General features: G+C 44.6%; 21 protein-coding genes and 1 pseudogene. 16 read left to right on the top strand and 6 right to left on the bottom strand.

Translation table 11 applies throughout. From position 1 onward, the window contains the following. Positions 1-10 precede the first annotated feature (10 nt). Genes ACSQ8O_RS19690 through ACSQ8O_RS19675 form a run of 4 tightly spaced genes read left to right on the top strand, consistent with a single transcriptional unit; the run spans position 11 to position 5233 of the window. Positions 11-1735, top strand: a complete 1725-nt coding sequence (locus tag ACSQ8O_RS19690; protein WP_436243028.1) for a hypothetical protein — start codon at positions 11-13, stop codon at positions 1733-1735. A gap of 49 nt (positions 1736-1784) precedes the next feature. Continuing rightward, positions 1785-2471 (top strand): aspartate/glutamate racemase family protein, encoded by a 687-nt coding sequence (locus ACSQ8O_RS19685; protein ID WP_436243027.1) that lies wholly within the window; start codon positions 1785-1787, stop codon positions 2469-2471. Between the two features lie 35 nt (positions 2472-2506). After that, complete coding sequence (locus tag ACSQ8O_RS19680; protein ID WP_436243026.1) at positions 2507-3766, top strand: ribulose-bisphosphate carboxylase large subunit family protein; 1260 nt, start codon at positions 2507-2509, stop codon at positions 3764-3766. A gap of 6 nt (positions 3767-3772) precedes the next feature. Further along, positions 3773-5233, top strand: coding sequence for a four-carbon acid sugar kinase family protein (locus ACSQ8O_RS19675; protein WP_436243025.1), 1461 nt, complete (start codon positions 3773-3775; stop codon positions 5231-5233). A 129-nt stretch (positions 5234-5362) separates the two neighbouring features. Here the strand turns inward: ACSQ8O_RS19675 and ACSQ8O_RS19670 are convergent. Beyond that, a pseudogene (locus ACSQ8O_RS19670) lies at positions 5363-5521 on the bottom strand (substrate-binding domain-containing protein); the annotation flags it as partial. Between the two features lie 85 nt (positions 5522-5606). On the opposite strand from ACSQ8O_RS19670, the gene ACSQ8O_RS19665 reads away from it, so the two are divergent. From ACSQ8O_RS19665 to ACSQ8O_RS19650, 4 genes are all read left to right on the top strand, one after another. Next, a complete protein-coding gene (locus ACSQ8O_RS19665; protein ID WP_436243024.1) occupies positions 5607-6518 on the top strand; it encodes a nucleoside hydrolase in 912 nt (303 codons plus the stop codon). Positions 6519-6616: 98 nt separating this feature from the next. Beyond that, positions 6617-7183, top strand: coding sequence for an RNA polymerase sporulation sigma factor SigK (sigK, locus tag ACSQ8O_RS19660; RefSeq protein ID WP_436243023.1), 567 nt, complete (start codon positions 6617-6619; stop codon positions 7181-7183). Between the two features lie 70 nt (positions 7184-7253). Continuing rightward, positions 7254-7916, top strand: coding sequence for an ABC transporter ATP-binding protein (locus tag ACSQ8O_RS19655; protein ID WP_436243022.1), 663 nt, complete (start codon positions 7254-7256; stop codon positions 7914-7916). Between the two features lie 253 nt (positions 7917-8169). Next, on the top strand, positions 8170-8331 hold the full coding sequence (locus tag ACSQ8O_RS19650; RefSeq protein WP_436235087.1) for a Beta-galactosidase C-terminal domain: 162 nt from the start codon (positions 8170-8172) through the stop codon (positions 8329-8331). 67 nt (positions 8332-8398) lie between these two features. Here the strand turns inward: ACSQ8O_RS19650 and ACSQ8O_RS19645 are convergent, their stop codons facing one another. Further along, positions 8399-9349: a ribokinase gene (locus tag ACSQ8O_RS19645; RefSeq protein ID WP_436243021.1), complete on the bottom strand. Its 951-nt coding sequence runs from the start codon at positions 9347-9349 to the stop codon at positions 8399-8401. A 179-nt stretch (positions 9350-9528) separates the two neighbouring features. Here ACSQ8O_RS19645 and ACSQ8O_RS19640 point away from each other — a divergent pair, with 179 nt between their 5' ends. Then, the gene (locus ACSQ8O_RS19640) at positions 9529-10908 is read left to right on the top strand and encodes an ADP-ribosylglycohydrolase family protein (protein ID WP_436243020.1); all 1380 of its coding nucleotides are present in this window, start codon (positions 9529-9531) and stop codon (positions 10906-10908) included. Between the two features lie 94 nt (positions 10909-11002). Further along, positions 11003-11893 carry a helix-turn-helix domain-containing protein gene (locus ACSQ8O_RS19635; protein ID WP_436235090.1) on the top strand — a complete coding sequence of 297 codons (891 nt, stop codon included), beginning with the start codon at positions 11003-11005 and terminating at the stop codon, positions 11891-11893. 60 nt (positions 11894-11953) lie between these two features. On the opposite strand, the gene ACSQ8O_RS19630 is transcribed toward ACSQ8O_RS19635, so the two are convergent. Then, a complete protein-coding gene (locus tag ACSQ8O_RS19630; RefSeq protein WP_436235091.1) occupies positions 11954-12127 on the bottom strand; it encodes a hypothetical protein in 174 nt (57 codons plus the stop codon). A 679-nt stretch (positions 12128-12806) separates the two neighbouring features. On the opposite strand from ACSQ8O_RS19630, the gene ACSQ8O_RS19625 reads away from it, so the two are divergent. The 4 genes from ACSQ8O_RS19625 (at position 12807) to ACSQ8O_RS19610 (ending at position 16362) form a co-directional block, all read left to right on the top strand. Then, positions 12807-13553 carry a phytanoyl-CoA dioxygenase family protein gene (locus ACSQ8O_RS19625; RefSeq protein ID WP_436235092.1) on the top strand — a complete coding sequence of 249 codons (747 nt, stop codon included), beginning with the start codon at positions 12807-12809 and terminating at the stop codon, positions 13551-13553. Positions 13554-13558: 5 nt separating this feature from the next. Then, positions 13559-14536, top strand: coding sequence for an aldo/keto reductase (locus ACSQ8O_RS19620; protein WP_436243019.1), 978 nt, complete (start codon positions 13559-13561; stop codon positions 14534-14536). Positions 14537-14554: 18 nt separating this feature from the next. Then, positions 14555-15433: a creatininase family protein gene (locus ACSQ8O_RS19615; protein WP_436235094.1), complete on the top strand. Its 879-nt coding sequence runs from the start codon at positions 14555-14557 to the stop codon at positions 15431-15433. A gap of 83 nt (positions 15434-15516) precedes the next feature. Further along, entirely contained in the window at positions 15517-16362 is an 846-nt protein-coding gene (locus ACSQ8O_RS19610) for a helix-turn-helix domain-containing protein (protein ID WP_436235095.1), read from the top strand. Positions 16363-16448: 86 nt separating this feature from the next. Here the strand turns inward: ACSQ8O_RS19610 and ACSQ8O_RS19605 are convergent, their stop codons facing one another. From ACSQ8O_RS19605 to ACSQ8O_RS19595, 3 genes are all read right to left on the bottom strand, one after another. Further along, on the bottom strand, positions 16449-17993 hold the full coding sequence (locus ACSQ8O_RS19605; protein WP_436235096.1) for an extracellular solute-binding protein: 1545 nt from the start codon (positions 17991-17993) through the stop codon (positions 16449-16451). A gap of 87 nt (positions 17994-18080) precedes the next feature. Continuing rightward, positions 18081-18962, bottom strand: coding sequence for a carbohydrate ABC transporter permease (locus tag ACSQ8O_RS19600; RefSeq protein ID WP_436243018.1), 882 nt, complete (start codon positions 18960-18962; stop codon positions 18081-18083). Between the two features lie 12 nt (positions 18963-18974). Further along, entirely contained in the window at positions 18975-19952 is a 978-nt protein-coding gene (locus tag ACSQ8O_RS19595) for an ABC transporter permease (protein ID WP_436235098.1), read from the bottom strand. 259 nt (positions 19953-20211) lie between these two features. Here ACSQ8O_RS19595 and ACSQ8O_RS19590 point away from each other — a divergent pair, with 259 nt between their 5' ends. Then, the gene (locus ACSQ8O_RS19590; RefSeq protein ID WP_436235099.1) at positions 20212-22500 is read left to right on the top strand and encodes an AraC family transcriptional regulator; all 2289 of its coding nucleotides are present in this window, start codon (positions 20212-20214) and stop codon (positions 22498-22500) included. Further along, entirely contained in the window at positions 22497-23327 is an 831-nt protein-coding gene (locus ACSQ8O_RS19585) for an AraC family transcriptional regulator (protein ID WP_436235100.1), read from the top strand. Before ACSQ8O_RS19590 ends, ACSQ8O_RS19585 begins: the two co-directional genes overlap by 4 nt. Positions 23328-23347 lie beyond the last annotated feature (20 nt).

Below are 23347 nucleotides of genomic sequence, written 5' to 3'. Positions count from 1 at the left end.
AGAACATGTGATGTCAAAACGTTTAATTCCCGATACGCTAATGCTCGAAGAACGTGCGGCTCATGCCATCAATGCCATGATTGGCATGGCGGATCGTGACCATAACTATATCCCATTTTTCGCTGCAGATCTGATGCATAAACCTGCCTTCATGACACACGGCGATTGGGACTATGGCTCATCTCATGGACGAATGATTGACGGATTAATTCTTGCCCGCCATATGTCCGGAGAAGAGTTTGGTAAAGAGGTTGAGGAGCGCTACCGGGCAAACCTGCTCTCGTTCTTCAAAGAAGATGGGATGAGCTACAGACAGATCAATCCAACAAGTAACTGGGAGCCGAATGCGAACCTGATTGATCAGCGGGCGGTTATTTTATCTCTTACAACATGGTATATGGAATCCGGGGATCAGAAGGTAAAAGAAGCGGCAGACCGTCACGTTGCGGCACTTAAGCGAATCGCCATCAAAGAGCGCGATGTATGGTATTATCCGGCATCCGAATACAAAGAATCGGGCTGGCCGTCGAGCAATGCGATACAGTTGCGTTTAGCACCCGATCCCGCAGCTTTCTGCGGTCGATTGGTTATGCCTCTATTGAAATATCATGAGCTGACGGGCAATCCGGATGCCTTTGAACTTTGCCAATTCTTCACGGCACTTATTATGGAACGCAGCGGCGTATTCAATCAAGACGGCAGCTTTAATGATGCACTTGCTTATCGGAGTGGGCATTTTCATACGCGAATAGGCACACTTGATGCTATCGCAAGATTCGGTGTTTTCACAGGCGATGCGGCAATGCTTGCTTGGGTTAAAAAAAGCTACGACTGGGCACTGACCAAATGTACGAACTTTGGCTGGACGCCAGGTGATTTGCACGAACAAGCCTATGAGCATGAAACGTGCTCTTTGGTCGATTTAATTGCAACGGGGATTACTTTGGCGAGCAGCGGATATGTGGAATATTGGGGAACTGTGGAACGTTTTTTACGCAATCATCTGGCGGAATCGCAGCTGCTTGATCTGGATTGGGTGGAAGAATCCGACGACAAGTCGAATGATATTCCTGCGAACAAAAGCTTCTATAAAGTAGCGGAGCGCACCCGGGGCTCTTTTGCCGGATACTCGGCACCAAACGATTTCGTTTGTGATGTGAACGAGGGGCGCGGCCATACCAACGATTTGCAAATTTGCTGCTTGGGCTCGGGAACACGAGGTCTCTTCATGGGCTGGAGTCACACGATCACCGAGAAGAACGGCACGATCAGCGTTAATTTCCTTTTAAACCGCGGTTCTAAATGGCTGGATGTCAGCTCTTATCTGCCGCACGAAGGCAAGGTAGTGCTCGATATTCATACGGATATTTCTCGTCTGCAGATTCGAATTCCAGAGTGGGCTGGCTTTACGAAAATCAAGTATGTACGCGAACGTAGTGGTGAAGTGATCGAAGGCAAAGGAAGTGAAGCGAGCAGTTGGGTCAATAAGCATTTTCTCTTGCTTGGCTCCGCAGTAGCAGGTGAGAAAATTACGATTACCTTCCCATTGAGTTTCCGTAGAACGCTGGAGAATGCGGTGGGGCAAACCTTCGAGACGGAATGGCGCGGTGATGATGTTGTAAACATTACGCCAAAAGGCACGAAGAAGCCTTTGTACAGCGGGCGTCAAGTTTTTGATCAGTCTCCTATGCGTGAAGGGGAGTATCGTCGACTAAATAAGGAATTTGTATGGTAATTCTTAAGATACTTAGCTTCTCATCCGGGAGGCTCTAAGGAGGATTTCGATGTCAATGCAAACCGTCGTTGCGATTTATACAGGTCAGGGTCTGGCAGATCCTTTGAAAAAGGTGTTTCAAGAGCTGCTTCCTCAGGTACGGCTCGTGAATATTATCGATGATAGCCTCATCGGCGATGTCGTACGTGCAGGGCACATTCCGGAGGTTGTAAGTCGTCATTTAGTCCAATATTACCGGCATGCAGAAGAGCTAGGCGCGGATGTCATTCTCAATACCTGCTCTTCCGTTGGTGATGTGGCGGATGAAGCTCGTGCGCGAATCGGTGTGCCGATTGTACGTATCGATGAGTGGATGGCTGGCAAAGCAGTAGCTAGCTATACTCGGATTGGGGTATTGGCGACATTGCCATCCACATTGGAACCGACATTGCGATTAGTTAGCCGTAAGGCAGATGAAGCAGGAAGACAGGTGCAGCTTGTGAGCGGGCTCGCTGAAGGCGCTTTTGACGCTTTGATCAGCGGCAAGCCGGAAGAGCATGACCGTATATTGCTGGAAACGGCGAAGCGGGTCGCGGAAACTGCCGATGTGTTAGTTTTGGCGCAAGGCTCAATGGCACGTATGGAGGAAACGCTGGCGGAGGCAACAGGGAAGCCTGTGCTTTCTTCGCCGCGATCGGGCGTTGAACAGGTGAAGGCCATTCTTGAGGCAGCCAGTGACGTGAAGAAAGGTTCCTAACACGAGCAAAGAACGTAGAAGGAGGAGCGGACAGGATGAAGCAAGATCGTGTTACAGCTGTTTATTTGGTCGAGACGGCATATTCGTTGGAACAGGCTGCCGCTTCTATCGCAGGAGAGCAGTCAACAGGAACGTTCACGGCTGTTCCCGGAGAGACAGATGCGCTTAAAAAACGACATGGTGCTATCGTAGAGAGCATTGAACCTCTAGAAGAGACGGATGTGCCATCACTTCCAGGGGCAAAGAAACCGCCGAATCATGACGGCAAGTATCGACGCGGGCGAGTGACGGTGTCGTTTCCCTTGCATAATTTTGGACCTTCCATTCCAAATTTAATGTCTGCTGTTGCTGGCAATTTGTATGAGCTGCAGGAATTGTCTGGACTCCGATTGCTGGATTTGCAGCTGCCGGATGCATTTGCATTGCGCTATCCTGGTCCGAAGTTTGGCATAGAAGGAACACGAAAGCTGACGGGGGTATATGATAGGCCAATACTTGGGACGATTGTGAAGCCCAGTGTAGGTTTATCGATGGGGGAATTATCGGCCTTGGTGGAGAAGTTAGCGAGAGCAGGGATGGATTTCATCAAAGACGATGAACTAAATGCGAATCCCCCCTATGCGCCTATGGCGGATAAAGTGGAGGCCGTCATGGCGGCTGTAGAACGGGCTGCGGATGCGACCGGCAAGAAGCTGATGTATGCCTTTAACATCACAGGCGATTACGATGAACTGCGTCAAAATCATGACTTGGTTGTTAAAGCAGGCGGTACCTGTGTGATGGTCAGCATTCTCAGTATCGGGTTATCGGGTCTTTCTCATTTGAACCAATACAGTGAGGTTCCCATCCATGGCCATCGCAATCAATGGGGGATGTTGACGCGTTCGCCACTGCTTGGTATTGAATTTACAGCCTATCAGAAGCTTTGCCGGTTGGCTGGGGCGGATCAACTACATGTTAATGGGTTAAATAGTAAATTTTACGAAAGTAACGAATCTGTGGTTCGCTCCATTGCAGCCTGTTCGGAGCCGCTGCTCGGAGGTTACAGCACGATGCCTGTCGTTTCCTCGGCCCAGTGGGCAGGAACAGCGCCGGCTACTTATGCGACAACGGGGACGGTTGACGTGATGCATTTGGCCGGAGGTGGTATGTTGGCTCATCCCGATGGCCCAGCTGCAGGCTTTGAGAGCATGAAACTTGGCTGGGAGGCAGCGGTTCAGGGAATACCTTTGGACATTTATGCGGCTCAGCATCCTTCATTGCTTAAGGCAATTGAGAAATACGGGAAGGGTTGAAAACAGATGGACGATATCCCTGCACAAGGTGGCCGCGAACTTGACGAGCGTCAAGTCAAAAGGCGACCTCTCTGTTACTATGGTGATGACTTTACAGGCTCTACGGATGTGCTGGAATCATTATTTCAGGCGGGGCTCCAAACCGTCCTGTTTCTGGACTCTCCTGAGCCTGAATTGTTGCAGGCGCGGTTTCAAGACGTTGACTGTTTTGGCGTGGCTGGAGTGGGACGCTCTTTAACCCCTGAAGAGATGGAGAGGGAGCTGCGCCCGATTTTTACAATGTTAAAAGCGGCTGGAGCTGCAGTTGTGCATTACAAAATATGCTCAACCTTCGACTCCTCAGCTAGTATGGGTTCTATAGGCAAAGCGGCGGAAATCGGGCGAGAGGTGTTCGGAGGCAGATATATTCCACTGCTCGTGGGAGTACCCTATCTAGGCCGATATACAGTTTTCGGCAACCATTTTGCAGCTGGCGGAACGGGACGCACCGTGCATCGGCTGGATCGTCATCCGACGATGTCCAAACACCCGGTTACGCCGATGGCGGAAGCTGATCTTCGTCAGCATTTAGAGAGGCAGTCCACGCTGAAAATCTCATTGCTTGATATTTTGGCGCTCAGCGGCTCGGAAATTGAGGTACGTGAGCGGTTGGAGTCGGTTCTTCGTCAGGAAAATCCCGATCTGCTTCTTTTTGACGTCTTGGATAAAGAGCGGTTAGAAACGGCAGGGAGAATGATTTGGGAGGAAGCACAATCGCATGACGGGTTATTTGTCATTGGATCGTCTGGTATTGAGTATGCACTTAGTGAGGTTTGGCGCAAGGAAGTGGGTACAATTGCGGGCGGATTAGCCGAAGTAGAGATGATGGCAGTCTCAGGGGCATCGCCATCGCCACTATTAGTCATTTCAGGCAGCTGTTCGCCGGTCACTGAAGGGCAGATTCAACATGCACTGAGGGCAGGATTTGTAGGCATTCGGGCTCCTGTAGATGAACTGATACTAGCTGAAACTCAAGAGGTTGCTAGAGCTGCTCTGAAACAAGAAGCACAGCAATGGCTGGCAAGCGGGAAAAGTGTCATTATCTACTCGGCAACGGGGCCAAACGATGAAAGCATAGCATACACTCGTAAGGTGTTAGCAGCTCAAGAAATGAGATCAACAGACAGCAGCCGTCTGTTGGGCATGGCTCTTGGCTCTCTTACGAAAGACCTAGTCCGGCAGCTTGGGATTTCACGAATTTTAATTGCAGGTGGAGACACTTCGGGGTATGTGACGAGGGAGCTTGGGATCTATGCATTAGAATGTATGTCTGTACTGGATCCAGGGGGACCGCTCTGTCGTGCTTATTCTAATGACCCGCAGTTTGACGGTCTGGAGCTCGTACTCAAGGGTGGGCAGGTTGGCGGTGTGAATTTTTTTGAGAAGGTTGCTGGTTATAAAGGAGTAAAGGCCCAAAGGAGAAAATGATCTTTGGGCTTTTTTTTATGAGATATAGGGTGCTCAATGCCGAATTAATGTGGTTCCAATTTCCTGATAAGATCTCCCGGATGTTGAGGTGTTCCCGTAGAGAAGCGATCCACGAATAACGTATTACGGTTATTTGGGTTTGATCAGATCATTCGATTCGATTGACTTGATCAATATGTCCACAGCCAAATGAGCCATTTGCTCTTTGGCGACATGTACGGTCGTCAGTTCAGGCGTGCCGATTCTTGCTTCAGAGATGTTTTCGAACCCAACCAACGATACATCCTTGGGAACGTGATGGCGGTATTTGTAGCAGTTTAATTAGATCTATAAGTAGTAAGCCTATCGTAGATACGGGAAAGGAGATGGCACAGTGACTAACTTTTTACCTTATGAGGTGCCGGAAAGTAAGAAAATTCGTGTAATTATTAATACCGATGCCAAAAATGAAGCGGACGACCAATTCGCAATCGTGCATGCCTGTTTGACGCCTCGTTTTTTAATTAAAGGGATTATCGCAGCACATTTTGGTACGGAACGAACCCAAGCATCGATGGAGGAAAGTTACGAGGAGTGCGAGAAGATTCTTTCCTTGCTGAACATGAGTGAGGATATTCCTCTTTATCGAGGCGCACAGCAGGCAATGCCCGATGAAGGAACGCCAATATTATCTAAAGGGGCTGAGTTCATCATTCAGGAAGCGATGAAAGAGGAGCAATCGCCACTCTATGTTATATTTCTGGGGGCAATTACGGATTTGGCCAGTGCTTATTTGATTGAACCACGAATTGCCGATCGAATGACAGCGTTGTGGATTGGAGGCGGGCAATGGCCAGAAGGGGAAAGGGAGTTCAACTTAAGTAATGACATCGATGCGGCTAACGTGGTCATGGCTTCACTTATTCCGCTTTGGGTAGTGCCTCGTAATGTGTACTCAACGATTCGTGTTGGCTTGGCAGAACTAGCTCTGAAGGTTCGCCCTTACGGAGATATCGGTAATTATTTGTTCCAGCAAATGGTGGATTTCAACCATTCAGCAGCTGGAAATCCACGGTTCCCGAAAGGAGAAATGTGGTCACTGGGAGATTCCCCAGCGGTAAGTCTCCTTTTGGATCATCATGAGTATGCCTATGAAATGAAGCCTGCGCCGCGAATTACTCGGGACATGCACTATATTCATCATCAAAAGGAAAGATGGGTTCGGTGGTACAATGAGGTCGATGCACGCTTTACGCTGGAAGACATGTTCGCCAAAATAGCACTGTTTGCAGCTAATCGAAAATAATAATTTACTGCTTCGCTGATATCTTCACAACGGGTGCAAACCATGAGTTATCAAAAATGATGACAAATCTTGATTAAAAAAAGCGAAAATCCATACTTATGGTCACGGCCAAAGGTATTGAGATTTTCGCCTATTTTACGTTGCTTCGTGTTCACAACCTCAAAAAATTCGACAATACAGGGGAAGATTTGGAAGATTTGATCTCCATTGGAACGATCGGTCTGATCAAAGCCATCGAATCCTTCTCCCCGAACAAGGGCACGAAGTTGGCGACTTTTGCAGCTCGCTGTATAGAAAATGAGATCCTTATGCATCTGCGCTCCTTGAAGAAAACGCGGAAAGATGTATCCTTGCATGATCCCATCGGAACGGATAAAGAGGGGAATGAAATTACACTCATTGACATACTCGGCAGCGAGGCGGACGATGTAGTGGATGCGGTGCAGTTGAAGATTGAGAAAAGTAAGATTTATCGCAATCTGGAGATTTTGGATGATCGGGAGAAGGAAGTCGTAGTCGGCCGATTTGGTCTCGAGCTCGGTGGTGAAGAGCGGACTCAACGAGAGATCGCGAAGGAGCTGGGTATTTCGCGTTCGTATGTATCTCGGATTGAGAAGCGTGCGCTGATGAAGTTATATCATGAGTTTTATAAGGCGAAGCGGTAAAAGAATAGAATTCATTGGAATTGAATCGCATTCTTCATTTATTTGGTTTCAGATAATGGAGGCGAAGACAATGACAGCCTTGATCCAGATTGAGCATGTTAGTAAATTCTATCACATGGGCGGGGAGACAATCCGCGCCCTAGATGACATTTCGTTAAACATCGCGCAAGGTGAATTTGTCGCCATTATGGGACCTTCGGGGTCCGGAAAGTCCACGCTGATGAATATCATCGGCTGTTTGGACGTTTCAGACGAAGGCCAGTATGTCCTAGATGGGAAACAGATTCATTCGTTAAAAGACTCACAATTAGCCGAGATTCGGAATCGGAAGATCGGGTTTGTATTTCAGAGCTTTAACTTGTTGCCGAGATTAAGTGCTTATGAGAATGTGGAGTTACCATTGATTTATCGGGGGTTGTCGAGAAAACAGCGGGAGCCGCTGGTACTGGAAGCGGTTGATCTGCTGGATCGTCGGAAGCACTTTCCCTCCGAGCTTTCCGGTGGGCAGCAGCAACGTGTGGCGATTGCGCGGACGTTGGCTGGCGATCCACCGATTATCTTGGCAGATGAGCCAACGGGCGCGTTGGATTCGAAGACGGGTGCAGAGATTATGGATATTTTCAGGCGGTTAAACGAGCAAGGCAGGACGATTATTGTAATTACGCATGATTGGCAGATTGCGGAGCAGGCGAAGCGGGTTGTAAGGTTTCGGGATGGGCGGTTGGTACATTAACCTGAATAATATCAGCCTTACGATAAAAATCGTAGGGCTTTAAACATTCATTCAATAATGATGAGAAAACTATCTGTTAGTACATGGGTACCAGTTTAAGCGGCATATCGCCGCCCCCTTCTCTTCTCATTTTGGTACTTTCTTCACGAAGGAAAACACGGACCAGCTCTTAAATTGCATTCAAATTAAGGATCCAACAGAAACTTGGGCTCATATTCCGCTGAAGTAGAAGTTGTGACCAGAAACCATCCAGATGGAGATTACGATATTTCTTAATTATACGTCTACTACCCAAATTTTAAACTTTAAGGAATGTGTCCGAGATTATCTGAATTTTGGCTTGCTAGAAGGTAAAATAGAAATAGAACCTTATGGGGTTATGGTTAAACGGTGGCCTCTTGGAGCAAATATATGACATAGTAGGGCACGATAACAGTGAGTGCTCTCAAACTGCTAACGAATGGTTTGGGGGCAATGAGGTTTCAATTCAAGTAACTGAGAATTCGTTGATTAGGTCTTGGTTCCGAGCGAATAAATGCTTCAATGTCAGATTTGCTAGGAATGCTGTCTTGTGCTCCAGGTTTAGTAACGGCAATTGCGGCAGCAGTGGAGGCGAACTGCATACTTCCACAAAGTGTTTGACCAGACAACCAAGATGAGGCAAAGGTACCGATAAACGTATCTCCAGCAGCAGTCGTATCGACTGAATTTACCAAATACGCATTGAAATACGTAAGTTGCTTTGTCTCATCTGCTATTATTAAACCTTTACTTCCCAATGTTAAGACGACGCGTGCAATCCCTTTATTTATTAATTGCGTAATCGCCAGCAAAGCATCATTTTCATCTACAATTAATCGATCTGTCAGCAATCCAGCTTCGGTTTCGTTTAAGATTAAGGTATGAATGGATGCATAGATGTCATTGGGTAATAGGAACGCAGGCGCGGGGTTCATCCAGACTGGAATTCCGCGTTCTTTCGCTTTATGTATAATTTGAAGGTTTATATCCCATGAAATTTCGTTCTGCAGCAAAATTAATGCAGCATCGTCCCACATTTCATTGGGAAGATCAGTTCCAGATAGTTGCCCATTTGCTCCCTGCGAAAGCATAATACAATTTTCACCTTCCTCGTTCACCGTAATAAAAGCTAAACCAGATCCGCTTTCTTTCGACTTTACATGACCCACCTGTACGCCTTTGTCTCGTAAGGAGTTTAATAGAGGTGTCCCAAATGCATCATTTCCAATCTCCCCCCCGACCATCTGGACGTTGGAACCTGACATTGCTGCTGCTACTGCTTGATTAGCACCTTTTCCACCAGGGTAGTAGGCGGTATGTAGTCCTTCAACGGTTTCTCCTGGATGAGGGAAATGATGTACTTTGTTGACGATGTCCATATTAATACTGCCAACAACATAAATGTTTTTCATCGTGAGTCGTTCCTTCCTTCTCTGTTTGTTTATTTAAGTGTAATGCATGAACTTTACGATTGGAATCCAACCTTCTACATTCACAATAAATGAGAATGGGCTGCATATTATGGGAAGGAAATTGGCGTAGTTTCTTGTAGACTTAAACAAGAAGTAGCTAATGCATGGGAGGAAGCTAGATGGCTGGATGGGTAGGTTTACAAGATTTACTAAAAGATGAAGTTAGACAACGTAAATATGAAGCATGTAATGTAGATGGTTTTCTCGCGCGTATTGAAGCGACAGGTGAGAATCAGATTGAATTAATGAAGATTTATGAGGATTTATGTTCTTTGATTGCGCATAGTCCAAATGAGGATGAACCGAATGAATTGGAACAGATTCGCATGCTTCGTCCAATTGGTCCCCGTAAAATAGAAAGAGAGATGAGCTCTGAACAATGGCTGGATAAATTCAATGGAGCATGGCTCGGAAGAGCAATTGGTTGTGCGCTCGGTAAGCCGCTGGAGTGGTCAAACTTTATGGGCGGTTCGCATGGTAGAGCAGGCTGGGAAAATGTTCATCTCTGGTTCAAGGGAGCAGATGCTTGGCCGATTAATGGCTATACACCTGGTAAATCCTCCGCTCAGGAAGAGTATGGAATTGAATTGGCTCATTATGGAAAGGAGAGCACTAGAGAGCACATTTCCTACATGCAAACGGATGATGATATACGTTACACTGTGCTTGGATTAATCATGCTGGAGAGAAACGGACATAACTGGGATTCCTGGGACATTGGCAAGTTATGGCATGAACTATTGTCCTATAACCAAGTGTGTACGGCGGAAACACAATCCTATTTAAATTTCGCCCAAGTGACCCATCATTATGGAGAAGTAAAACGACCAGTGGATTGGAGTCAAAAGAAGCATTGGGTGCGTACTTATCTGAATCCATACCGCGAGTTTATTGGTGCACAAATACGAGCGGATGGCTTCGCTTACGGAGCAGCAGGTCAGCCGGAACTTGCAGCAGATTTCGCATGGCGAGATGCCTCGTTCTCTCATGTTCGAAACGGAATTTATGGTGAAATGTTTGTTGCTGCGATGATAGCTGCTGCGTTTGTCGAGTCTGATCCACATAAAATTGTGGAAATCGGTTTGAGTGAGATTCCACGAAATTGCCGTTTAGCGCAAGATATTCATAAAGCTGTAGAAATTGCCCAAGGTACAAATGATCAACTTACACTGGTCAAACGCGTTTGGGATGCTTTCAGCCATTATGATCCCGTGCATACCAATAATAACGCAGCTTTGGTCGCAGCCTCTCTCGTGTTTGCCCAAGGAGATTTCACTAAGGCGATTGCAACATCGGTTTTAGGCGGGTGGGATACGGATTGTAATGGTGCTACAGTAGGTTCTATCATGGGTGCTTCTCTAGGGGCCAAACAGATACCCGAGCATTGGATTAAACCACTTAACGATACACTTTATTCTGCAGTCATCGGATTTCATCCCATTGCAATTTCTGAGTGTGCTCGGAGAAGCTATGAAGTGTTCATAAAACTAAAGCAATAGAAAGTAATGGGATAGCCTGTCAATGTATTATCCACAACCAGGTAGGGGAGTCATTCCCTTCCTGGGCTTTTCTTTGTTACAATGAGTACAGAGAATGGATTATCAATTAGGGAAGGGTACCCGAATGATTCTGCACATTACATACGAAGATAAAGAACTGCCGATTGATATTTTTAAATGGACGCCAAGCGCTGAATTCGAAACGCAGCATCAGCACCATAGCTTTGAAATGGGGTTGTGTCTTTCAGGTAGCGGGCAGTTTTATTTTGGCGACGCCGTATATCCCGTAACCCCAGGCGATATTTTTATTGTAAATATATTGGAGAGACATATCGCCAAGTCAGAAATCAATGATCCTTGTGAGTTTATATTTCTTTATTTTGATTCCGAATTGTTAGCAAAAGAAGAACCGGAACTTATGGTTCCTTTCCGATATTACCCTTTTCATTTGCGCAATCGCCTGGATGGAAAAGCTGTGGTTATGGAGCAGCTGCGTATGAAGATTAAGCAGATGTATGAAGAGATGGAATATAGGATTCCGGGGTATAGAACGGCTGTTAAGAGCTTACTTTTGTCGATTTGTGTAGAACTTCTGCGAATGTCCAAGAATGAGATCAGCAGTTCGACCTGGTTGGATGGCATGCATAATTATGAATATATCCGCCCGGTCTTACAATACATGGAGCAGCATTATCAAAGAGACATAGACCTTTCACAATTGACACTATTATTTCATATTAGTCAGTCACATTTATCCAGATTGATTTTGGAATCAACAGGCAGAAAATTTAAAAGTCATATAATAACCCTTCGTATTCAACATGCGAAGCGATTATTAGCGGTGACAAGCATGAGCGTAACAGATATTTGCTATGACTCCGGGTTCCAGAGTATGGCTACCTTTTACAGAAATTTCAAGTTGTATGTACAGATGTCTCCCGAAGATTATCGTCGTTTGGTGCATACGCAAGAACTTCTAGAATAAATGGCTAGTAGAACAATATAAAAGGACTTGAGGCATGTCACGCTTCAAGTCCTTTGTAGCTTATTGGGAATAGAGGTTGATTTCGTTAATCGTCCACCAAGCTGTCTTGGCCGTATTCATTTTAAATGTAATGTAGCGTCCAGTCCGAGTTACAAAAGATAGATCAATGCTTGGATTCGTATTGTTTTTGAACGATTTCACTGGATAACCGATCTCGGTTATATTGCTAGACACGAAGATATCAACACCGTTGTTATCAACTACTCTCTAGATGCAAGCAGTGAGCCGGTTAGCCTTGCTAACGGGTAAAGGTGGATGCGTGCTGGTATGGACAAAATCCATTGATGGCTGGGAATGTTGCTTTGTGCAGGTTGCCGGCGAATGACGGTATGGTAATCTTGCTCATGAAAGAAACACTAAACAAAAGGGGCGCAATGGCGTCCCTTTTGTTTATGTTTTTATTTGATTTTGCAAATAAATCTCAAGAAACATAACGAATGAAGTGCCGCCTGACTTCAAAAATCCATTCAAAGTCATCGGAATATTTTAGGGCTATGAATAAGATGGTGATGGGTCCATGCTTCGTTAATTAAATAAGCGATGGTTGACGTAAGACTGGCGTAGGCACGAAGATTCTTAGACGAACATTACCAGAATAAAATTCATTTTGGAGAGATGGCTAAGTAGTAGGCTATAGTTACAATCGTTTCCGACATTTGTTCAAGGAGGAGACTGGACTTTCGCCAATGACCTATCTGCTTCAGTGCAGATTACAGGCTGAGAAGATAAGTCACAAAAACCAAAAAAGAGTAAAAAACACAACGTAATAGCGTAGCGTTCAAATTGTGAATGAGAGCCTTTTGTTAGATGATTGCTATGTAAGAATACTAGCAAATGAGGGAGCGAATCAGAGATGTTAACAAAAGATCAGCAGCAGCAATACCAAGAACAAGGATTTATCATTTTTAATAATCTATTCTCAAATGAAGAAATGGATCGTGTACGCAATATTATAGATGGTTTTGATCAGGAATCGGAGCGTCGTCTCAGCGGGGCAGGACAAGGTTTTAACAATATACCCAATCAGATTAATTTTACCTCTGGCTTAAACTTCATGAGTCCTGAACTGCAGCGGTTTACAGCCGATGATCGGTTTGTAGAGTTGACTACTTCGATCCTTGGGCCTGACATTCGTCTGTATTGGGATCAATCCGTTTACAAACGACCAGAAGCGAAGAGGGACTTTCCATGGCATCAGGATAATGGGTATGCACCGATTGAGCCTATGCACTATTTGACTTGTTGGCTAGCACTTGAGGACGCTACCCTGGAGAACGGTTGCATTTGGATTCAAGAAGGATCGCATCATAAAGGATTTGTGGAACATGTGAAAACGGACATCGGATGGTTGTGTTACTACGGGGATGTACAGGGGACACCAGTACCTTTGAAAAAAGGAAGTATGGTCGCGTTCCACTCGTTGTTGTTCCACCGAAGCACACCTAACCGAAGTCAAGGTACACGCAAAGCTTACGTAATGCAATATGCGGTAGAAGGCTCGAAAGACCCAAGAAGTGGCGCTATTTATAAGAATGGCCCGATTATCTCAAAGGATGGAAAAGCAGTCTATAAGGGCTTCCAATCCAAAGAGGAGGTGTAATCCCTATGAAAAATAGTATTTTCCCTTCTACTGGGGATTCAATCTCTAGACTTGGATTTGGCGCAATGGGACTTGGTGGTGCTTTCGGTTCTTATAATGAGAATGAATTAATTAGCTCGGTGCTTCACAGTTTAGATAAAGGTGTTAACCTCATTGATACAGCACGCGGATATGGGGCATCAGAAGATATTGTTGGAAAGGCACTGAAGCAATGGAAGGGAGACCGCCCTTTCATCGCTTCAAAGATACGCCCCCGTGGAGCTGGCTCAACTTGGGGGATGCCTGCACCAGTGGAGGCTTGTTTCCCAAAAGGGTGCGTCACATCTGATATTGATGAGTCTCTACAACTACTGGGTGTGGAGTCGATAGATTTAATGCAAATGCACCAATATTGGCCAGGCTGGGAGAAGACTGACTACTGGATGGAAGAGCTGCTTCGTGCTAAAGAAGCAGGTAAAATTCGTGCGATCGGTATATCGATAAACGATCACCGCCATGATACAGCACTCACGTTAGTTCAGAGCGGGGCGATTGATTCAGTTCAGACGATTCTTAATATTTTCGATCCGCTGGCACTTGATTGCTTATTACCGCTTTGTGAACAACACGGCGTTGCGTTTATCGCAAGATGTGTGCTAGATGAAGGCGGATTGACGGGTTTCTTAACAGAATCAACAACATTTGCAGAGAACGACTTCCGAAAAACTTTCTTTGAAAATGTACCGCGCTCCCAATATATCGAGAAAGTGAATCGCCTTCTACCTTATTTGGACGAGGAAACGCGAACACTTGCGCAGCTTGCAATCAAGTTTGTGCTGCACTCGCCTGCGGTTACTTCTGCCTTGGTATCCATGCATATTCCAGCACATGCTGATGATAATTTACAGGTACTTCAGACTAGTCCTCTCTCTGACGAGGTATTTCATGCGCTGCGAACCAAGCATCGTTGGATACGTAATTTTTACGATACGAAGTATTGGTAGAACAGGAGAGATGTTGTAATGACAACAGATCAACGTGTCCGCTGGACGGAATGCTATCCAGTGGAGCTACAAGCCAGAATGAAAGAGTGCCCTGTGGTGTATCTTCCTATTGGGTTATGTGAACCTCATGGGCAAATAGCTGTGTATGGTCTTGATCTAATTAAAGCAGAATATTTATGCGACAAAGCGGCACTGCGTTATGGCGGTGTCGTTGCTCCTTCTCTAGGGTATACCCTTCATGAAACTGGCTTCCACGCTGGATGGCTGGATGAGGTTATAGGTGAGGAGAATCCACGAATGACCTCCATGCCTCCTCATGTTCTTCTATATTTTTTTATATACCAATTGAGATCGTTTGCCAATGCAGGGTTCACAAGTGCATTCGTACTAACAGGCCATGCCGGCGGGAATGAGCATGATTTGCGCTTGACCGCATCGTTATTTCAAGAAGCGTTTGGATTTGAGGTACAGGTATTTACAGATGGTGACCTAGTGGCTGACCGATATAAAGGGGATCATGCAGGCAAATATGAGATATCCCAATTAATGTACATTCGTCCTGAACTTGTTGATTTAACGTTAAGTTCGCTTGCCAACAAGCCAGGTTCGGATGGGACATTAGCCATCGGTTCAGATGCTATGGAAGCTTCGGGAGATTACGGAAGTCAAATAGTAGACGCAGCGCTCGAACGTATGGGGACGATTGTTGGGGAAATGAACCAAAGTCCATCATCGTTGAAACGTATTGGTATTGCAGAAACGGAGCAAATATGGTTAAAGGTTCTAACTCTCCAGGAGGAATGGATCACTTCGAGCCCTCTAAAGTCGCAGAATCTTTTACCTGGGCATTCCCAATGGCAGCCATATGAACGACCTTATAACAAGAAGAGGGGCTAGTAATCGTGGGTAAGCAAGTGCTATGCTGTATGAGAAAACCGGATGAAATCATAAAGCTTGAATGATGGTTAGGAGTGATCTTGGTGAAGGATTCAAAGGGAATAATGGACGAATACTGGCAAATTCGCTTGTTTCAGGTTGAGAAATCCTCGTATAAGAGCATCGATATACAAAACCTGATTTATCCGTCTTGGGTTGTCAGTTTTATATTGGAAGGTCAGGTGGACGTGGAGGATGGCAGTAAGGCGCAAACTGCGAAATCCGGACAAGTCATGCTGCACGCTCCTGGATTACCATTCGCTGAGAAAGCAACAACGCCAGGTCTACACCTTTGGTTGCTAATTGATGTGAGAAACAGCTACCAAGTTGATTTGTTCCGTTTATATCCCCTGCCTGAAGTGATGTCATTGATGGATCCAGTGGCTTACTCCGCCATTTTTTACAAGCTTTTAGCTGCTTGGCAAAAAAAAGACTCTCCCTTTCGTGAACTTGAGTTATCAGGTTTTGGCATGCAATTAGTCCATTTATTACTAGAGAGCTGGGATCATAATGGCCGGGTCAGTCGCATCTTCCAGGCAGGTAGAAACGACGAAAGGTTAGAAAAGGTCATTTCATTTATTAATGGGTCCTATCATGAGAAAATTACGAGAAAAACATTCGCAAACCTCGTACATTTAAATACCAACTATTTAGATAAGATTTTCATAGAGCAATATCAAATGAACCCCATGCAGATGCTTCGTGAGCTTCGATTAAAGAAAGCGAAGGGCATGCTGGAGAATTCTAACGATAGCCTTGTTGAAATTGCTGCTGCATGCGGGCTTGGGGATGCTTCGTATCTAAGTCATCAATTCGTCAAGAGGTTTGGCGTCAATCCTGGAAAGTACAGGGAACAGGTGCAACAGACAAATCAGTCTTATTACAATTGATCTTAGGTGAGGTAACGATAGAGAAAAATAGAGATCGAGACAGGTAGATGAATACTTGTCTTCGATCTCTATTTGCTTTAGCCGTATTATTTATTTTTGTATGCTTCTGTCATTTCTTGCACAATTTTTTGATACGTTGGATCTGCTTTCGTTTTCGCTACGAACTCATCCCAAGCCGTTAAGGATTCTTTGCCCATAATTACTTTGATTTTCATATCCAAAATTTTCTTGTTCAATTCCGGGCCACTCGTTAAGTTGGTTTGTGAGATGAGACCATAAGCTGCATTAGGTTTACTAAAGGCACTACGGTCATCAATAATCTTTTTGCTGCGATCATAGAACTCTTTGGGTATGCCATTGTAGTAAGCGCGTGTGTATTTATCGTACTTCTGAGCGATTTGTAAAAGGTTATTGGAAACGTCTGGAATGTTGTCAATTTTGGCTTGTTCTGTAGCTGTTTTAAAACCATCTTTGATCGTATAGTGCTTGTCTAGAATGCCATAAGCAGCGATATCCGCGACTTCATCGGATAATAATTTGTCCATAAACCCTAAGATCTGTTTCATTTTGGCTTCTGACACCGTTTTAGGAATAACGTACATACCGAAGTTCCCAACATCTTGAGCGGCAAATTTATTGCCTTCTGGTGTCATTAAATAAGTGAGTGGTAGAGAGTCAGCTTTCGGATCAATTTTACGCATAGCATCCGTATAGAGCCATTGCGGATTAAGTGCTGAGCCGAGGACACCAGCTTTACCTCCCATATATTGCTCGCGTGCTTGGGAATTCTTGATAACGGCAAAATCTTGTGTAAGTACTTTTTCGTCATAAGCCTTTTTAAGCCATTCCAATGCTTTACGTTCTGATGGTTCTAAAGCAGCGATGGTGATTTGATTATTTACAAGCTTCCAAAAACCATTATTGTTGTTAAAGACATCTTCAACCCATCCATATAAACCCATACCATCCGCATCCACTTGGCCTGTGAGCCCAATCGTATCAGCCTTGCCGTTGCCGTCCGGATCTTTTTCTGTGAAAGCTTTGAGCACAGCATACATCTCATCCATCGTTTCAGGTACTTTCATACCCAACTTATCTAACCAATCCTTACGGACGTGTACGCCCCAAACACCTTCTAACGAGCGCGGACGAGGAACGCCGTAATTTTTCCCTTTAATTTTGGCATTGTCCCAAACGACAGCAGGCATAGCGCTTAGCGTTTTATAATCTTTGATATAAGGGGTAATATCCCAGAAAGCACCGGATGTCGCCATTTGCACAACCTGTGAATCAAAGACATTCATAACCAAGTTAAGATCGGATAAATCACCGGATGCAAGCATGACCTTTGTCTTCTCGGAGTACGTGTTCACGGGAACCCAGGTAATGTTAAGTTTCGAATTCGTTTTCTTTTCTATTTCTTGGAGAATTGGATTGGCAGGGTCAACAGCCTGAGCGCCTTGTTGGTTAGTAAAAATTGAAATTTTCACAGGCTCGTTACTGGTGGGTTCTGCTTTTTTCTCCGTTGTTGCTGTTTTGTCGGCGCTGCAGGCTGTAAGGGTTAAGGCAGCGATTAGACCGATAACTGTACTTTTCGCAAATACGTTTTTCTTTGTGTACAAGTGAATCAAGTGAATCAACCTCCCATGGATATCATACAATTTTTTGACCTAACATACATTACGAAAACTAATTTTCTAATGAAACACATGGGCAGATTACCCCTTAATAGATCCGACCATCACCCCTTTTGCAAAATGTTTTTGGAGCAGCGGATACACGAGCAGTATAGGTACTGTAGAAATGACCACAGCTGCCATTTTCAACGTGTCTGTCGGGATTGCAATGTCCCCAGCCATTGAATTCGCAATCTCTCCGGAAGAAGAAGAGGAGGAATCAATAAGGAGCATTTGAAGGACAATCTGCATGGGACGAAGATCTGGCTTCGTTATATAAAGGACAGCAGAGAAGAATGTGTTCCAGTAGGCTACTGCATAGAAAAGGCCAAATGCGGCAAGCGATGGTAGGGATAAGGGTAAAATAATACGTAACCAAACGCCCATATCTGTTGCACCATCAATTTTGGCAGCTTCTTCAAGCTCATCTGGAATGCTGTCGAAGAATCCTTTCATTAAGATGACATACCACCCACTTGTCAAAACGGGTAAGATAAGTGCCCATATGGTGTTTATTAAATGTAAATCTCTTACAACTAAATAAGGTGGAATGATGCCTGGGTTGAATAGTGTTGTCATTAAAATTAAGATCAATAGAATTCTGCGGCCTTGAAGTCGTTTTCTAGATAAAGCATACGCGCCAGCGGAAGTAATGATTAAGCTTAATGATGTACCAACGGTAGCTAGAAAAGTACTCACACCTGCTGCTTGGATAAATACGTTATTTGAAAGCAGATAGCGATAAGAGTCAAGTGTCCATTTTTCTGGGAAGATGACGACGGTTTTTTTTAAGTATTCAATGGGTGATGTAAAAGAAACAGCAGTTATATAGTAAAAGGGAAATAGCATAACCAGAGCAACCACGATTAATGCTGCTAAAATACTTCCTTCAAACCACTTGTCGGCTGTAGTGCGTTGAGTCATTGATCAGCCCTCCTAGTAAATACCGTCATCGCCAAACTTCTTGGCAAGCCGGTTTGTCATAACAACCAAAATCACACCTACAATAGATTTAAACAAACCTACAGCGGTACTAAAGCTGAATTGCGCTTGCTGAATACCGCTGCGATAGACATACGTATCGAATACGTCCGCAACATCGGAAACAGCGCCGTTCATCATCAGATACACCTGTTCAAAGCCAACATCCATCATATGCCCGATACGCAGAATGAGCAGAATAATAATAACATTGCGGATAGCAGGCAAGGTGACGTGCCAGATTTGGCGAAGTCTGCCTGCGCCGTCCATTCGTGCCGCTTCGAAGAGTTGCGTATCCACAGATGCAATTGCGGCCAAGAAGATAACGGTACCCCAGCCTACTTCTTTCCAAATGGATTGCAGCGTGAGCAAAGCCCAGAATAAGCCTTGACTCGTTAAGAAATTGATTTTGTCATAGCCGAGCGACTCCAGAAACTTATTCACGAAACCACTAGAGGTGGATAACATCAAATATGTAATCCCGACAATAACCACCCAGGATAGAAAATGGGGTAAATAAATAACGGATTGAATTATTCGCTTAATCCATTCTTTCCGTACTTCATTCAGCATGAGTGCAAGCACAATGGGAAGCGGGAAGAAAAAGACTAAATTCAGTAGATTGATGGCTAGCGTGTTGCGTAAAAGCTGGAAAAAACTATCGTTGGCAAAGAATCTTTCGAAATGTTGAAATCCAACCCAAGGACTATCCCAGAAGCCTAGATAGGGGGAATAATCTTTGAAGGCAATGAGTACACCCCACATCGGCAGATACTTAAAGATAAGGAAGTATACCAGCATGGGAGAGGCAATTAGGTAAAGCATTCGGTCTCGTTTCAAGCCCCTCCAAACTCGGATCCAGTTGGATAGAGCTGGTGTAGATACAGGTTGGCCTGCATGAGGAGGGGCAATAAGCATGGTTTTGTTCTTCATAGTTTTCACCTTTCCCAGAAGTAGTGTCGGTCTCTTGGCTTTACTTTAGGCATAAAGTGTATTTCCATCAATTAGATAGTTTTTCTGGGTTATTTCCAAGACTATCACTTTTGGGTAAGGCAAATTTCCTGCTCTTGCACATTTATTCTTGGCCTGTTTTTAATTATTTTCCCTTTGCAGACGGCTTTTTTTTCTTATATGATGGATGGACAACAGGTAATGGATAAATCATCTTAAGTTGATTAGGAGGATTAAACCTATGCGGAGACAACATTATCAACGGAAAGGATTTCTGATCGCAATCCTAAGTGCTTGTCTGCCAGCAGCCATCATTGGCATGATTTTGTATGTTCTTGGTACACAGCAGATCGAGGCAGAGGCGCAGAAGACACATCGCAATCAAGTTGCCTACGCGACGGAGCGCATCAATGAAAATTTAAATCATTTAGAATCGATCATGGCCCAATGGTCATTTAATTTAAATTTAAGCAGCAGTTATAAGGACTTGGATTTGTTTAAAGACTACCGAAGCACGCGTTCAATTTATCAAGCTTTAACGTGGATTAAATCCTCTGACCCCCTCATTCAGGAAGTTACCTTATATCTTGATAAGCAGCAGGTGCTGATTAAAGAAAGCACGGGCATTGTTAACATTGAATCGACGGAAGAGAAGATGATGTACCGGGCATTGGCTTCTTACCAACGGGATGTTTACTGGACCAATCGCCTGACACCACGAAATGAGAATGTACCCTATACCCTGATTGTGCGCATTCCTGGCGGACTTGTAGAGACTGAGGCAGCGTTAATTATTGATGTAAGCGCTAAACAGTTAAATGCACTAATTGCCGAGTTAGACTCAGAAGGGACGGGGTCGACCATTCTAATGCAGCAGGATGGAGGCATCGTTTCATTAGGGGCAACTGATATTCATCAACCCACTTCGCTAGATCTCACTTTGATGAATTCGGTTAAAGAACAGAAGATAGATCATGCTTCCGCTGTTGAGTCTTGGGACGGCGAAGCCTATTCGGTTTCATACGGCCAGATGAAGCGCATTGAGAATATGTGGATTATTGCCGCTGCTACACCATTGGAACAAATGACCAAACCCGTTCAGACCGTGTCACGCTTCATGATTTTGACCGGCTGCTTCGGGATCCTGCTTGCCTTATTCCTATCATGGTATTCCTATCGTCAGATGTACCAACCCGTTCAACGGCTGATGCAACAGCTATTACCAGGTCGAGCCGCAGCTACGACAGATGAATTTGCAACGATCGCTGATGAATGGAAGCATCTTTCACGGGAAAGTCAAATATTGCAAGAGAGAGTTGATCAACAATTGCCGTCTTTACGGGAGAACTTTCTCTTACAGCTCTTACAAGGGCATCTTTCATTTTTAAGCGAAAATGAATTGGCAGACCGCATGGTACAGTATGGGTGGGAAGTGACGGATCGTGTGTTTGCCGTAATGGCTGTACAATTGCATGGTATTTATCGATCGGAAGGCAAATTCTCGCAAGGTGACGAACAACTCGTTACCTTCGCAGCCGTGAACATTACCCAAGAGTTAACGAAGGGTAAAGGCTTGGATGTGAATACGGTTAATTTTCATGATATGACGCTCGGGATTTTAATTCGTCAACCTTCAGAAATGACTGTGGAAAGCATGCAGTCGAATCTATTTCACTTGGCAGAAGAGCTTGCCCATACGTTAAATAGCTTATTGAAATTGGAAGTAACTGTAAGTGTTGGTGCACGTACCTCGGAGTTACGCAGACTTCCATTTTTATTTGATGACACTCGTAGTGCGTTGAATCACCGGAAAATAGGGGAAGAGCAGCAGATTCTGGATGTGAATGAACTCATTCCGGGCGGTCATGATGCCATTCTTTATCCTTTCGAAGAAGAAAGTCTCCTCCTTAAGGCATTGCGCTCAGGTAATGAACCAGAGCTTTCTCACATGTTGGATGAGTTTCTTCGGATTCTCAAGAAGCAGTCGGCTATTGAGTTAGGTGTTCGACAAGGACTGCTACAATTATGTAGTAATATGCTGAATACCATTATGATTTCGGGGTATAACCCACTCGCTTTGAATGAAGGGCTGGATATGTGGGAACAACTGGCCGAAGTCCGTGAGCCTGAAGCCATACTTGCTTGGATGAAGCAACATATTATTGAGCCTTATGTGTATCGTTTACACAGCACACAAGATATGCAGCTCAAGCAGTTAGTTGAAAATGTGCTTCAAACCATTCACACAACTTATGCCAAGGATATCTCACTTGAAGCATGTGCTGACCTTCATGGCACCTATTCGAAGAAATTAAGTGTCGGCTTCAAGCAAGTAACTGGACAGACGTTCATTGACTATTTGACACAATATAGGCTTAATCAAGCCAAAAAGCTACTCGTAGAGACAGACGAGAAAATTAATGATATCGCAATCCAAGTTGGCTATCAGCCTCCCTATTTCAACCGACTATTTAAAAAGTATGAGGGAATAACGCCAGGCCAATATCGCGAAAAGGCAGACCAGATATGAATGATGAATTCCTGACGAGCTTCACCCCAAGAATTATCGATGTTGTAGAGCGAGATAAAGCGTATTGGGACCACTTTAATCACGAATTGCTGCGCGACAAGACAAGATTGCATACACTTTCGTACGTGTATCAAGGTGCAGGCACTCTTGAGATCGATGGCAAGCCGTACCCACTTCATCCAGGGCAATTGTTTCAAGTATGGCCAAACGCCCACATGCGAATCACAACGACGCCAGCGCATCCCGTCTGTTTTTTTTCGTTTCATTTTCAATATCGACTTGTGCGATGGGAAAATGGGGAAATGCTATCCATGGATAGCATTGGGAAGTTACCGATCTGCGGTGAAGTTTTTCCAATCGGGCAAGCAACTATCGAAGATTCGTTTCGCAAAGCTTTCCATATGTGGCAGTCCAAAAGCAGAAGCTATGAATGGCTCGTAAAACTAGAGTTTCTAAATAACGTACAGCGAGTCAATGAGCTCGTGGGTATGGAACTACTAGAACAGAGTTCAACAGCTAGTCTGATTGAAAAAGCTTCCGAATTTATTCGAGCGAACTATAAAGAAAATATGACTCGGGAAATAATTGCCGAATATGTTTCAATATCTCCGGGTTATTTATCGATTACATTTAAGAAATATACGGGTTTAAGCTTAATTGAGTATGTAACCAAAGTCAGACTAGATCGCGCGAAATTTTTGTTGAAAAGCACGAAGTTGCCGATTAGACAAATTGCAGAAGATTGTGGATTTGCAGATTCTTTCTACTTCTCGCGTATCTTCTCAAAAGATACGGGGATGAATCCTCGTGAGTATCGAAATTCATGAGATATTGACATAACAAAAAT

The organism is Paenibacillus sp. LjRoot56, from assembly GCF_964253335.1.
GTDB classification, from domain to species: domain Bacteria; phylum Bacillota; class Bacilli; order Paenibacillales; family NBRC-103111; genus Paenibacillus_E; species Paenibacillus_E allorhizoplanae.
The sequence above is the reverse complement of the archived record's forward strand: the minus strand, read 5'-3'. Positions and strand labels throughout refer to the sequence as shown.

What these genes read in the sequence shown, in the direction of transcription:
- ACSQ8O_RS19615 (WP_436235094.1), top strand. Translation starts at nt 14,555, where the DNA reads ATGACAACAGATCAACGTGTCCGCTGGACGGAATGCTATCCAGTGGAG.
- ACSQ8O_RS19650 (WP_436235087.1), top strand. Translation starts at nt 8,170, where the DNA reads ATGGAGATTACGATATTTCTTAATTATACGTCTACTACCCAAATTTTA.
- ACSQ8O_RS19590 (WP_436235099.1), top strand. Translation starts at nt 20,212, where the DNA reads ATGCGGAGACAACATTATCAACGGAAAGGATTTCTGATCGCAATCCTA.
- ACSQ8O_RS19680 (WP_436243026.1), top strand. Translation starts at nt 2,507, where the DNA reads ATGAAGCAAGATCGTGTTACAGCTGTTTATTTGGTCGAGACGGCATAT.
- ACSQ8O_RS19645 (WP_436243021.1), bottom strand. Translation starts at nt 9,349, where the DNA reads ATGAAAAACATTTATGTTGTTGGCAGTATTAATATGGACATCGTCAAC.
- ACSQ8O_RS19595 (WP_436235098.1), bottom strand. Translation starts at nt 19,952, where the DNA reads ATGAAGAACAAAACCATGCTTATTGCCCCTCCTCATGCAGGCCAACCT.
- ACSQ8O_RS19635 (WP_436235090.1), top strand. Translation starts at nt 11,003, where the DNA reads ATGGATTATCAATTAGGGAAGGGTACCCGAATGATTCTGCACATTACA.
- ACSQ8O_RS19600 (WP_436243018.1), bottom strand. Translation starts at nt 18,962, where the DNA reads ATGACTCAACGCACTACAGCCGACAAGTGGTTTGAAGGAAGTATTTTA.
- ACSQ8O_RS19625 (WP_436235092.1), top strand. Translation starts at nt 12,807, where the DNA reads ATGTTAACAAAAGATCAGCAGCAGCAATACCAAGAACAAGGATTTATC.
- ACSQ8O_RS19655 (WP_436243022.1), top strand. Translation starts at nt 7,254, where the DNA reads ATGACAGCCTTGATCCAGATTGAGCATGTTAGTAAATTCTATCACATG.
- ACSQ8O_RS19685 (WP_436243027.1), top strand. Translation starts at nt 1,785, where the DNA reads ATGTCAATGCAAACCGTCGTTGCGATTTATACAGGTCAGGGTCTGGCA.
- ACSQ8O_RS19640 (WP_436243020.1), top strand. Translation starts at nt 9,529, where the DNA reads ATGGCTGGATGGGTAGGTTTACAAGATTTACTAAAAGATGAAGTTAGA.
- ACSQ8O_RS19620 (WP_436243019.1), top strand. Translation starts at nt 13,559, where the DNA reads ATGAAAAATAGTATTTTCCCTTCTACTGGGGATTCAATCTCTAGACTT.
- ACSQ8O_RS19690 (WP_436243028.1), top strand. Translation starts at nt 11, where the DNA reads ATGTCAAAACGTTTAATTCCCGATACGCTAATGCTCGAAGAACGTGCG.
- ACSQ8O_RS19675 (WP_436243025.1), top strand. Translation starts at nt 3,773, where the DNA reads ATGGACGATATCCCTGCACAAGGTGGCCGCGAACTTGACGAGCGTCAA.
- ACSQ8O_RS19585 (WP_436235100.1), top strand. Translation starts at nt 22,497, where the DNA reads ATGAATGATGAATTCCTGACGAGCTTCACCCCAAGAATTATCGATGTT.
- sigK (WP_436243023.1), top strand. Translation starts at nt 6,617, where the DNA reads ATGGTCACGGCCAAAGGTATTGAGATTTTCGCCTATTTTACGTTGCTT.